The 11,982-nt window shown below is 63.3% G+C and carries 13 protein-coding genes; 8 read left to right on the top strand and 5 right to left on the bottom strand.

The annotated features are described in order from the left end of the window. Positions 1-494 precede the first annotated feature (494 nt). The 3 genes from AC04SI_RS27565 (at position 495) to AC04SI_RS27555 (ending at position 2,198) form a co-directional block, all read left to right on the top strand. Positions 495-692, top strand: coding sequence for a CsbD family protein (locus tag AC04SI_RS27565; protein WP_404282755.1), 198 nt, complete (start codon positions 495-497; stop codon positions 690-692). A gap of 73 nt (positions 693-765) precedes the next feature. Continuing rightward, positions 766-930 (top strand): DUF3309 family protein, encoded by a 165-nt coding sequence (locus tag AC04SI_RS27560; protein ID WP_404282754.1) that lies wholly within the window; start codon positions 766-768, stop codon positions 928-930. A 53-nt stretch (positions 931-983) separates the two neighbouring features. After that, complete coding sequence (locus AC04SI_RS27555; RefSeq protein WP_404282753.1) at positions 984-2,198, top strand: NAD(P)/FAD-dependent oxidoreductase; 1,215 nt, start codon at positions 984-986, stop codon at positions 2,196-2,198. Between the two features lie 32 nt (positions 2,199-2,230). Here the strand turns inward: AC04SI_RS27555 and AC04SI_RS27550 are convergent, their stop codons facing one another. Continuing rightward, on the bottom strand, positions 2,231-2,839 hold the full coding sequence (locus AC04SI_RS27550; RefSeq protein WP_404282752.1) for a cysteine hydrolase family protein: 609 nt from the start codon (positions 2,837-2,839) through the stop codon (positions 2,231-2,233). Between the two features lie 218 nt (positions 2,840-3,057). Between AC04SI_RS27550 and AC04SI_RS27545 the strand changes: the two genes are divergently transcribed. Continuing rightward, positions 3,058-3,474, top strand: coding sequence for an HD domain-containing protein (locus tag AC04SI_RS27545; protein ID WP_404282751.1), 417 nt, complete (start codon positions 3,058-3,060; stop codon positions 3,472-3,474). Positions 3,475-3,535: 61 nt separating this feature from the next. On the opposite strand, the gene AC04SI_RS27540 is transcribed toward AC04SI_RS27545, so the two are convergent. After that, entirely contained in the window at positions 3,536-3,961 is a 426-nt protein-coding gene (locus tag AC04SI_RS27540) for a globin family protein (protein WP_404282750.1), read from the bottom strand. Positions 3,962-4,104: 143 nt separating this feature from the next. Then, entirely contained in the window at positions 4,105-4,770 is a 666-nt protein-coding gene (locus AC04SI_RS27535) for a BA14K family protein (protein ID WP_488475250.1), read from the bottom strand. 285 nt (positions 4,771-5,055) lie between these two features. On the opposite strand from AC04SI_RS27535, the gene AC04SI_RS27530 reads away from it, so the two are divergent. Both AC04SI_RS27530 and AC04SI_RS27525 read left to right on the top strand, forming a co-directional pair. Beyond that, positions 5,056-5,592 carry a FecR domain-containing protein gene (locus AC04SI_RS27530; RefSeq protein ID WP_488475249.1) on the top strand — a complete coding sequence of 179 codons (537 nt, stop codon included), beginning with the start codon at positions 5,056-5,058 and terminating at the stop codon, positions 5,590-5,592. Positions 5,593-5,598: 6 nt separating this feature from the next. Further along, entirely contained in the window at positions 5,599-7,482 is a 1,884-nt protein-coding gene (locus tag AC04SI_RS27525) for a CHASE2 domain-containing protein (protein WP_404282747.1), read from the top strand. Positions 7,483-7,500: 18 nt separating this feature from the next. Here AC04SI_RS27525 and AC04SI_RS27520 read toward each other — a convergent pair whose 3' ends face one another. Together AC04SI_RS27520 and AC04SI_RS27515 are read right to left on the bottom strand one after the other, a co-directional pair. Then, positions 7,501-8,667 (bottom strand): KamA family radical SAM protein, encoded by a 1,167-nt coding sequence (locus tag AC04SI_RS27520; RefSeq protein ID WP_404282746.1) that lies wholly within the window; start codon positions 8,665-8,667, stop codon positions 7,501-7,503. Between the two features lie 247 nt (positions 8,668-8,914). After that, a complete protein-coding gene (locus AC04SI_RS27515; RefSeq protein WP_488475251.1) occupies positions 8,915-9,277 on the bottom strand; it encodes a hypothetical protein in 363 nt (120 codons plus the stop codon). Between AC04SI_RS27515 and AC04SI_RS27510 the strand changes: the two genes are divergently transcribed. Continuing rightward, positions 9,250-10,773 carry a winged helix-turn-helix domain-containing tetratricopeptide repeat protein gene (locus AC04SI_RS27510; protein WP_404282745.1) on the top strand — a complete coding sequence of 508 codons (1,524 nt, stop codon included), beginning with the start codon at positions 9,250-9,252 and terminating at the stop codon, positions 10,771-10,773. The two genes, AC04SI_RS27515 and AC04SI_RS27510, sit on opposite strands and share 28 nt — an antisense overlap. A gap of 216 nt (positions 10,774-10,989) precedes the next feature. Continuing rightward, entirely contained in the window at positions 10,990-11,925 is a 936-nt protein-coding gene (locus AC04SI_RS27505) for a hypothetical protein (protein ID WP_404282744.1), read from the top strand. The last annotated feature ends 57 nt before the right edge of the window (positions 11,926-11,982 follow it).

Genomic DNA, 11,982 nt, shown 5'->3' with positions numbered 1-11,982 from the left:
GCACTGCCCTTTGCTCCAAGGGGCGGGCCGGGTGGGACAAGAGCTCGACTGCCATTTCGTTGGCCAAGGTGTGAAGCCGGAGAAACCAACCCTGTTCTCTTTGCCACCTGGTCCGGCTGACGCGGCCCGCGTGGAAAAAACCCGCCGTGGGGCATGATGGTTCCATAGCGGGGGAGCGACCAAGACGCTCTTCGCCGACACGAAGGCGGATGCGCCGTGCAACAAAGCCCGCCACCGTGCGTTGACCTTCTGCCAGTTCACTCTGGCTACTCCAGAACTCCGAACCCGCTGGCTGACCGCCGGCGGGTCTTTTTTGCAGTGCCGGAGCATTTCGCCTGGAACTCCGGAACAATTCGCCATCGACCCGGTTGTTTCTCTGCAGCTGTCCCCTCAACTGCTGCCGATCAGGTATCCCCTGATCAGCCCGCGTCTCCCCTTAAAAAGGAAGACGCGGGCGCGGTTGAGCGCGTCATCTCAACAGAAGGAAGGCAACGATGAATTGGGATCAAATCAAGGGCAAATGGATGCAGTTCAAAGGCAAGGCCAAGGAACAATGGGGCGACCTCACCGACGATGATCTGGATCGGATCGACGGCAATCGCGACCAGCTCCTCGGGCGGATCCAGGAGAGATATGGGATCGCCAAGGAAGAGGCGGAGCGGCAGATAGACGAATGGTCCAGACGGGTCTGACCGAGGTCAAACGGTCGCTTCTTCAGCATCTGGCGCTGCCGGGCTGGCAGCTCATTGGAGAGAGGAAACATCCATGAGTCTCGGCACGATTCTGATCATCATCTTGATTCTGATTTTGCTTGGCGGTTTCAGCGGCCTTGGCGGCGGGCCCTTCTATGGCACCGGCTACTATGGCGGTGGCGGGCTGGGTCTGGTCCTGCTCATCATCATCATTCTGGTTGTTCTCGGGCGCCTCTAGCGCGCAGGCATCGATCGCCGGACGCCCATTGCGTCCAGGTGCTGGAGGAGTTGGTGGCGCGCAAACTCGACCTGAGGAGCGGTCGGCCTGTCTGGTTTTCTTACCGCGCGCCATCGGTGCCGATAGAAAAACTGACGCGGGACGTAAGCACCGGCGTACTGATCGTCGGTATGGGCGTCAGCGGCGCCATGGCCGCCGAAGCACTGACGCGCGCCGGCCATTCGGTGATCTGCATCGACCGGCGCGGACCGCTGGACGGATCGACCTCGGCCACGACGGCCCTGGTGCAATTCGAGCTCGACCAGCCGCTGAAAAAACTTTCGGCGATGAGGGGAAAGGCCGATGCCGAGCAGGCATGGCGCCGATCGCGCCTGGCCGTACTCAATTTGCAAGGGCGGATCGCCGAACTGGCGATCGACTGCAACCTCACCTGCCATCCCGCGCTTTATCTGGCCGGCAATGTGCTTCGGCCATCCGCGTTGCGCGCCGAGGCAGAGGCCCGCCAACGAACCGGAATCGCTGCAACTTACTTGAGCCGTCAGGCCCTGGCGGAGGGTTTCGGCGTCGATCGCGCCGGCGCCATTCTCAGCCATGGCAATCTCGCGCTGGACCCGCGCAAGCTAACCGCGGGTTTGCTGCTGCGGTCGCTGGCACGCAAAGCGCGCTTCTATGCACCGGTCGAGGCGACGGCGATCGACCACGATCGCGAAAGAGTCGTCGTCGGTACCAAGCATGGCCCGACGATCACAGCGCAACATCTGGTGCTGGCAACCGGCTATGAGCTGACCAACATCATCCCGTCGACGGCGCACCGCATCGTCTCTACCTGGGCCATCGCCACAAAGCGGCAGCCAAAAAACATCTGGCCGGGCGCCGCTCTCATCTGGGAGGCATCAGAGCCATACCTCTACGTCCGATCGACAGCCGACGGCCGCGTCCTCTGCGGCGGCGAGGATGAAGACTTCACCGACGAAGGAAATCGCGATCGGCTCATCGCAGGCAAGGCCGAACGACTGGCCGCAAAGCTATTGCGGCTGTTGCCGCAGCTCGATCCCACCCCCGAATTTGCCTGGACCGGTTCGTTTGGCACGACGACAACGGGGCTGCCCTATATCGGTGCGCTGCCCGGGCACCCGCGCGTTCATGCCGTCATGGGCTATGGTGGCAATGGCATCACCTTTTCGCAAATCGCTTCGGAGATCGTTTTGTCGGCGATCGGCGGTGCCGAGGACACCGATGCGAAGCTCTTCGGATTCGCTCGCTCCTGACGAGTACGGCAAGCGGGGAGCTCAGCCTTACATCAAGTCCAGCTCGACAGGATCGTCTCCATTTCCACCGTTTCCACCTGCTGCGCAAAGCGCTGGTGATAGACGGTCAGCAATGCGTCATGCGTGGCGTCGGACGAGCTGCACAGCGCATCCGTCACCAGCACCACACGGTAGCCGAGGTCGATGGCGCCGAGCACAGTGGCGAGCACGCACACGTCGGTCTCGCCGCCGGTGATCACCAAGGTGTCGATCCCCCGCCTTGCCAGAAAATTCGTGACCCTGCCCTCGAACCAGGGCGAGTAGATATGCTTGTCGATGATGGTCGCGGGTGGACAGTGCCGCGCCAGCGAAGGCAAGAGATCGACCATTTCGGGACCGATCTCCTCCAATGTCATCGACGCCCAACGCTGGTAGTAGCGCTTCCAGGTGCCGATGCCCTGGCCTGGTTTCTGTGCCGGCAGGAAGCGGGTAAAGACGGTTTGCGCGGCGCGGCGCGCGACAAGGCTCTCGATCCGCGGCAACACACGGGTGATCCAAGGTGTGGCCCAGGGCGATGGTTCCGCAAACAGTCGCTGCATGTCCACGCAAAGGTGCACGCACTTGTCACCCAACGGGCCATAGGCCAGTCCTGGCACTGACATCAGGATGTCGCTCGCGCGACGGCTACGGCGATACGCAGCCGTTCGACAATGACCATCTCGCCACACATGCGGCCCTCCGCTGCCTCAAACGCGACGCACCGCCCTTCGTTCCTACGGGATGGCAACTTGCGGACCCCGAACGTGGCGAGCCATCGGACACGTGGAACCCGCAGCGCAATTCCCGGTTAAATCCAAGAGGCGGATACAGGATCGAAGCCATGAGCGTTCTCTACCAGGCGGCAAAGATCGCCGAAAAAGCCCATGCCGGGCAGACGGACAAAACGGGGCAACCCTATATCGAGCATTGCCACCGGGTTGCCGACGCGGTCGAGACGATTGACCAGAAGGCTGTCGCCTACCTGCATGACGTTCTCGAGAAGAGTGAGGGCTGGAGCCGTGACCGGCTCGAAGAGGCAGGCTTCGGACCATCGATCGTATCGGCCGTTGACGCGCTCACCCGACGACCCGAAGAGGACGATCTCGCTTTCGTACGCAGGGCAGCCGCCAACCCGGTGGCACTCCCGGTCAAGCGCGCAGACCTTGCCGATAATCTCTGGCAGGCACGCCAGATTGGTGCCTCGACGTCAAAATACGAGGACGGCTTGCGCGTTCTCGATGAAGAGTTCGGCGGTTGAATGCCCGCTCCGTTGGAACGGGCGAAACGAACCGCCTTCGGCCGCAGCCCATCACGTCACGTCACGCCGCGAGCTGGTCCTCGCGGGCGGCCGCGATCATGACACTCGCGAGCAGGCCATAGGCTGCTTCCCAGGCCTCGCGCACTGGCGCGGTAAAGGCGGGGCCGAGGCCGGCCGCCAGCGTCTCGATCAGCGCCTGCCCGACGATCGGGTAATGATGCTCTTCAACGCCATAGGCGACGTGCCGCTTGGCGAGTTCGCGCACGGTCGGCAGAATTGTCTCGGCACGATCCAGTCCATGCACGACGAAACCCAGGCTAGCCATCAGCTTGGCGCCCTGCTTGGTCATGTCCCGCACCGGAAACAGCGCCCGAAGATTTTCGTCGATCGCAAACAGGCGTTCATAGAACAGAGCGGCGGCAGCCGCGCGGATCGGGACGACCTCGCGAAAACTGTCCTGCACAAGTCTGATCTGGTCGGGTGTCATCGGCGCGCTCCTCTGGGTTCTGGCTTGGGTTGACCATCCCCTTGGGGCGTTCGCAGGCATGTCGCCCGCTCGCGTCGATGTTTCAGATACGTCTCAATCCGGTTTCAGGTTGTATTCGGTTGTTTTCGCACCCCCGTCACTCCCTATTCGCACTGCCGGCGCGGGCCACCGGAATAAGGCTGGTATGTGTTGTCTTCCGGCCGGTAGGAGCGGTAGCGGCTGAAGCAATAATCCACGTGGTCGGGCGAAAGCTGGGCGCCGTCCGTCTCATATGTCGTGGCGTAGCCGTCCATCGAAGCGTCGTTCGCCTCGACGTAGCTGACGGCATCGGCGGGAGGTTGCGCCGTGGGTCCGGCGGTGCCGGGGTCGAGATAGGGCGAGATGCAGGGGCGCTGCTGCCCGCTGTAGGACACGTAGCTGTTGTCGCCGGGACGATAGGAGCGGTAGCGGCTCGCGCACCATTCGACATGGGCGGCGGGCAGTCCTGCCGAGGCCTGCTCCTCATCCGTCGAAGGCTGGATGGCGGAGGTCGCGATGGCGTCGGTCGTCGCCGGGGTGGTCTGCGACGCGGCGGCCGCTTCCGCTTTGGCGTCAGGCATCGCAGCCTGCTCGGCCGGGATACGCTCCAAGGTCGGCGCCGCCTTGTTCACAGGGCGCGCGTCCTTGGTCCAGAGTTCCGCGACGCCCACGCTGGGGGTGATCTGGCGCACGGGCTTTGCGGCGAGAAGCCAGACGGCGAAGGCAAGGCCGCTGGCGAAGACGGCGAGGGTCAGCACGAAGCCGCCGACTATTCCCAACAAAGCTTTCACGCCGCGCACTCCTTAAGGCCCCGCTCATACAATGCGGGATATTGAGTCCGGTTCCAGGGAGCCTGCGGGCGAGCGAGGAACCCGAGCTTGCCCCACACCTCCGTGAACCCACCTCCCCGTCGCACGTCTGGCTTAGCGCGGGAGCAGGTTGTCGTGTTAGGATTGCCGGTCGGTATCCTGCTGCTTCAGGGCAACGCCGCTGCAAGTGCCGGCTCGTGCGCATACCGTCAGGCTGACGGCAGGCGAATTTCCTGCCGCAGATTTTCGCGAAGCAAGGAGGGGTTCATGAGCGCAAGGGGCCGATATTTCCGTAGGCTGGTGGCCGGCATTTTTGCCGGTGTCTTCTGGATGGATACCGCCTTGGCGCAGTCGAGCGAGGCGGGGTGCAGGTTCGAGCCGGTGGCCGGAACCTCTCGACAGATCCTGCGGTGCCAGGAAGGCCTTACCATCATCGTCGAAGACGGCGCGCGTTTTTCGCTGGTGGACCGCGATCGGAACGGCAATGCCGATGCGGTCAGATTGCGGCGCAAGGCGCTGCTGCTCGAGGCTCCTGCCGGCGGGGTCCAGGGCGGTTTCGTGGTCGTCACCCCGCAGGCGATCGCCGCGGTGCGCGGCACAAAATGGACGGTCGACGTCGGCCAGCGCAAGACGTCCGTTTTCGTCCTCAGAGGCCGCGTCGCCGTGCAACGGCCGGCGTCCAATGCCGGCGTGGTGCTGGCGCCGGGCGAAGGCGTCGACGTCGAGGCAGGGACGGGCAAGCTCACCGTCAAGCGCTGGCCGGCCAAGCGCGTTTCCGCATTGATGGCTCGTCTGGGTCAGTGAGCGAGGATGAGCGGTCGAGCGCTTGCGACGCTGATCGCGCTCATTCTGGCCGGTCTTTGGGGCGCCGGCCTGGGCTTCGCCCATTGGCGCGGCAATTTGGGGTTTCTCGATCGCGTCGAAGCGACGATGACCGATCTTCGAACGCTCGTTCGAGGAACGGCAAAGCCACCGGAGGTGATCACCATTGTCGCGATCGACGACGAAACGGTGCGCGTTGAGGGCAGCTATCCGCTCAGCCGCGCCACGCTTGCCCGGCTTGTCGATACGATCGCGCGCTTTGAGCCGAAAGCCATTGCGCTCGACCTTCTGCTGGTCGATCCCGGGGCGAAAGACGATGACGCGGCGCTCGCGCGTTCGCTGGGCAGGAGTGCCAGCGTCATCGCTGCGGCAGCGGTCTACCCGGGAGGCAGACAATGGGCAGTGGCCGAGGGTGAAGGCCCTCTCGCCCGGGTGGCGAATGCCGAGCGGTTTCTGTGGCCGCTGAAAGCGTTTTCGGACGCCGCCGCCGTCGGCGTCGTCAACGTGGTCACCGACCGGACGGGAACGCCCCGGTTCGTGCCGTTGCTGTTTCGGGCCGGAGATCAGTTGGAAGCGTCCTTCTCCCTGCGTGTTGCTGCGCTGGCTGCGGGCGAGGATCCGGCCATAGCGCCCGATCATCTGTCGCTGGGCAGCCGTCGGGTCAGGACGGACATCGGTCACATCCTGCCGCTGACATTCTACGGCCCGCGCGGCACGATCCGCACGATCAGCGCCACGACCGTGCTGGAGGGCCAACTCGATCGCGGCATCATCCGGGATCGAATTGTCGTGATCGGAGCGACGGCAACCGGCGCCGGCGATGTTTTCCCGACTCCGTTCGATCCCGTGCTTCCGGGTGTCGAAGTCATGTCGACGGCGATCGCCCATCTGATGACCGGCGACGGCATAGTCCGAGACCAGTCCGTTCGCCTCGCGGATGCCGGCTTTGCGGTGGTGCTGCCCATGGTTCTCGTGGGGTTGCTGGCGTGGCGGCGAAACGCCATCGGCCTATGGGCGGTCGCCGGCGTGATCTTGATCTGGTTCGCGGTCAATATGGCAGCTTTCTCACACCATATCTGGCTGAGCGCTGCGCTGCCGATGGCCGCTGCCGTTCCGCCGGCTCTTCTGTTTGGGGCAGCACAACTTTGGCTGGGCAGGAACCGGGCCCAATATTTCGCCACGCAGAGCCAATTGCTGCAACGCGTCGAAGCCCCAGGCCTGGGGGCGTGGCTCGCCGGCCATGGCGACTTCCTCGCGGAACCTGTCCGGGCAGACGCCGCCATCCTGTTCATCGATCTGTCCGGCTTCACCGGGCTGAGTGAAACATTGGGGCCGAACGCCACGCGCGAACTCTTGAACGCGTTTCATGCGCTGGTAGACGAGGATGTGAAAGACTGCGGTGGCGTCGTCACTTCTTTCATGGGTGACGGCGCCATGATCCTGTTCGGTCTGCCGCAACCGGCGACAGATGACGCCTTCAATGCTGCCCGCTGTTGTGCAAGGCTCTCCAGCCGTACCAACGATTGGCTCGCCTCGTTGCCTGCATCGACGGCATCCCGGCTCGGCTTCAAGATTGGAGCGCACCACGGAACGATCGTTGCCTCTCGACTCGGCGGCGCAGGCCGTCAGCACATCGCGGCCACCGGCGACACGGTCAACGTCGCCAGTCGCCTGATGGAGATCGCGGCCGAGCAGAATGCCGAAGTCGCGGTGAGTGACAAGATGCTGCAAGCCGCCGGTCGCGACTGCGCACTGTTCAAATCCGGTGTTCTGAGAGGGCCTGCGGAAACACAAATCCGTGGGCGATCCGGCGCGCTGGCAATCTGGTTCTGGCGGAGTACGCGGACGCTGCAGCAGGCCCGCGATAAATGATGGTGGGCGCCAGCATCCCTACCCCCCAACCACCTCCCGGTACGCCCTCACCTCGCCATCCTGCCCGCGAATGCGCCACGTCTCCCCGTCCCGCCCTTCGACATAGCACGGCCCGAGCGGCACCTTGCCGCCGCCGTCCGGCAGGTCCAGCACGTAGACGGGGTTGCAGATGCCCGACAGCCGCCGACGCAGGGCGCCGGCCAGCGCCTGGCCTTCGGCGATTGTGGTGCGCCGGTGCGCCATGCCGCGCGCGAGGTCGCCGTGGTGCAGGTAGTACGGTTTTATCCCGAGGCGGTACATCAGCTCGCGGCAGAGCTCCTCCAGCACCTCGACAGTGTCGTTGACGCCCTTGAGCAGAACGCTTTGGTTGAGCAGCATGAAGCCTGCGTGGCGCAAGGTGCGGCAGGCCGCTTCGGTAGCGTCCGTGATCTCGCGCGGATGGTTGAAATGGGTGACCACTGTGACCATCAGGCGGCCCTGCAAGGCCCCGACCAGCCCTGACGTCACGCGCGAAGGCAGCGCAACCGGCACGCGGGTGTGGATGCGCAGCAGCCGCACATGCGGGATCGCCTCGATGCTGGCGCGGATTTCGGCCAGCGCCTTGTCCGGCAGCGAAAGCGGGTCGCCGCCGGTCAGGATCACCTCGCGGATTTCGGGGTGGGCTGCGATGTAGGCGAAAGCCGGCTCAAGGGCTTCGCGCGTATAGCCGCGGCCGATCGAGGTCAGCGACTCCTTGCGGAAGCAGAATCGGCAATAGACCGCGCATTGATAGGTCGGGAACAGCAGCACCCGGTCGGCATGGCGATGCGTCAATCGCGGCACCGGGCTGAATTCATGGTCGCCGATCGGATCGTCGAGCTCGCCGTCCTGCTCCGCCAGTTCCTGCGGCGACGGGATGACTTGCGCCCGGATGGGATCGGCGGGATCGCTCCAGTCGATCAGGTCGAGATAGGCTTTTGGGATGCGCACCTTGTGGCGCGTGGCCGCCGCTTGCGCTGCCGCGCGCTCGGCCGGCGACAACGGCAGCGACTCCAGATCGCGCACATGACGCACGCCTGCGCGGACATCGTCCTGCCAAGAGGCATCGCCGGCCGCCGTGCCGTCGTTCACGGCATCGGCAGTGCCGGAGGCCGCTTCCGTCGCTCCGCCGCTTGTGCCCGTCGGCGCGGCATCGTTCAAAGTCATCGAAGGCTCCTTGAATTCTTGCTGCTCGATACAGCATTGCGGCCAGCGCGCAAAAGCCTTCGATGCATGGCTGAGACAACGCCATGCCCCTGGCGACCGCGCGGGATCGGCCTTGCACATCTACGAAACCATAAGTTTTTCACGGAATGGAAAGCGATGGGTCGAAAGTCAGCGCCGCGATAGTCCGTGCCGGAAGCGGAAGTGGCCGCCGCTTCCCCCGGCAAGTACGGTAGATCGACGAAGAGATTCAGCAGAATTTCAGAAATCTTCCGGTACGCGCCCTTTCCTTGGCTTCATTGTTCTCAAGAGCGAACCGGATGAGGTCGAACATGTCACCGAATGAGAACACGCGCCAAGCCGCCCGGCAGGAACTCCTGGAATATGCATCCACCGTCATGGCTGCGTCACCTTGTGCGCCCATGCCTGGAACAATGTTCGAAATGCTGGAGATCATGGCCATGGAGAGGCGCATGACTTCCGGCCAAAGTGAAGGCGGATCAAATTCTCCTGATCCCTTGACGTCCGCGCCGATTGAGACCCCAATCAGGCAGCGTTTGGTCGAGCTGGTCAGATCGGCATTCAATGTCGCGAGAAAACCCAGGGCACGCACCACTGGCACTTGGCAGTTGCGAGCTTGATCTTGCCCGCGGGCTGCTGTTGTGCAACGGAAAACCTGTCGCTCTGCGCTCCAAGGCGTTTGACCTGTTGACCTACCTCAGCAGGAATGTCGGGCGTGTCGCGACCAAGTCTGAACTGATGTCAGCGGTGTGGCCCGATGTCTTTGTGACCGAGGATTCACTGACGCAGGCGGTCAGGGAGTTGCGAAAGGCGCTGCAGGACGAAAGCCAAACCATTATCCGCACGGTCGCCAAGCGCGGCTACGTCTTCTCGCCTCCCGACGCGCCAAAGCAAGAGCGCGCCGGGCAGCCGCGCGTTGCCGTGCTGCGTTTCAGCAATGAAGGTGCGCCGGAAGACACCCCCTTGGTCGACGGTTTCGCCGAGGACATTGTCAATGCGTTGGCTCGCTTCGGAACGGTCGTTGTGCTGGCGCGCAATTCCGGATTTGCATTTGTCTCGGATTCCGCGTCCGATTGGCGTGCCGTTGGCGACAGCCTTGGCGCAACCTACCTGGTCCGCGGCAGGGCGACGACCCGGGCAGACGGCATGCGGGTCACCGTCAGTCTCATTACTGCCTCGACGGGTGGAGTCCTATGGAGCGATACCTTTTCCGCGTCTGGCGGCCAGATCTTCGACATGCAGGAAGAAATCGCCCGCCGTGTGGTGAACCGGCTGGTCGCTCGGCTCGACGATGCAGGTCTCAAGCAGGCAAGCCCAAAGCCTCCCGAAAGCCTGGCCGCATACGAGCTTCTCCTGCGTGGACTGGCCCGGCTGCGCGGTTATGGTGATGATGACAACGAGGCTGCGCGCGGTCTCTTCCAGGCTGCGGTCGAAAAGGACCCGACCTATGCCTTGGCGCATGCCTACATCGCGCTCGCCGATCTCATTATAGGTGGTTATGCCGAGGCACCCCCGGCATTGCTTGGTTCAGTGATCGACCGCGCGGTGTGTGCGGTGACCCTGGCGCCGGAAGAGCCACGCTGCCATCGCGTACTCGCCCAGGCTTTCATCTCTGCCCGTCGGTTCGACGCGGCTGAACATCACCTTCAACGCGCGCTCGACCTCAATCCGTATGACGCCGATACGATTGCGCAAATGGGGTTCTTGCTCACGATGAGAGGCAGGCCTCTTGAAGCACTCGCGGCGCTTGACAGTGCGATACGGATCAACCCGATCCATCCGGACTGGTACCACTATGATCGCGCCATCGCGCAATACTCCGTTGGAGATTACAAGGCCGCGCTTGTCAGCATGTCCAAGGTCCCCCCGAAAACCCCCTGGCGACTGACAAGGCTGGCGGGGTGCCACGCGCAACTCGGCGACCTGAAGGAAGCTCAGCGCATCATGGCAGAGGTCAAGCGGATAGCGCCTGATTATTCGCCACTGGAGTTTGCGCAAACCGGAATCGCCTTCGAACATGCGAGCGATGTTGAACACCTCGTTGCCGGCGTCGCCAAGGCACTCGCAGCGTATGAGCAGCAACCCTAGGCGGCACCAGCGGGGGGTCGTTTTCGCATTGGAAATGCAGCTTCTCGCAGGGCGCGCCGGCCCAGGCTCCCGATCGAACTGCGGCATGTCGGCAAGATCCTTCGTCCTCCGAGAAGCGCGACGTCTCTCTGCCGAGCGCTGCGATGCTCTACGAACCCATAGGTATTTAAGCAAAATGGCATTAATCTGCGCAGCCTGGGGTTTCGGGGCAGACGAATGGATTTCGGCACGGGCCATGGCTACCTCCTCATCGGCGGCCTCATCCTGGTCGGTGCCGGGCTGCTGATCCTGTCGCTGATCGTCAATCTTCGCGTCGCTCACAGCGTGCGCGACGACGTGCGCCATCGCGAAAAGCTGCTGGAATATTATCGCAACATCTTTTCGCAGCTGGGCGTGATCCTGATCGGCATCGGCGTGTCCCTGTTCATCTTCTTCTTCCAGCAGAACTATCAGGACCAGAAAAGACGCGAGACGGAGCTGCAACAGGTGTTGGCCAAACTGGCGGCGCGCATTGCCCGCGGCACCCCCGTCGTCGCATCGCTCGGCGAATTCGACGAGCTGCTGGACCAAGGCGGGTCCTATGTCAGTCCCGACCTTGGCGGAACCAACGCCGCGGTCAGCGCGCAGGGAACGGAACTCGGCAAGCAGGTCGCCGATATCCTTCTGGTCGAGCGCGACGTCGATGTCCAAGCGTTCGATATCCTCAATCTGTCGAGCGATTTCGAAACCTCGTTCGTCGTCAACGAACTCGATCCGACGCTGTGGTTCAACATCGTGCGGGACGAGAACGACATCAAATATGCCACCACCCAGCTCGCCCTCGACTACAAGGATTTGCTGGATGCGATCGGCGGCGAGCCGGTCGAGGCTGCGGTCGCCAATCCTGAGAAGGAGCGCAAAATCAAGCAGGAGGTGCTGGATATCTTCTACGATGCCGACCTGCTGCGCCTCAGCAGCAGGAGACATCTCGGCCGCGCGTGCTGGCTGTTCAGCAAGGGGCGCGGCTTCGTCGCCCTTGCACCGGCCGATGCGATCGAAGCCGATGCCAGATCGCACCAGGATTGGATCGACCGCGCGAAGCCCTTGCTGACGCAGTCGAAGTCGGGAAGCGGCGACTGCTTCAAATTGCTCCATTACGGCCAGGCGTCCTGAGAACGAGCCGGCGGCGAAAACCCACCGGGTTCGATCCATTCCCGCCGTCAATGACAC

The sequence above is a fragment of the Mesorhizobium sp. CNPSo 4689 genome, from assembly GCF_057784325.1.
This window is presented reverse-complemented; position numbering and strand designations above follow the sequence as displayed.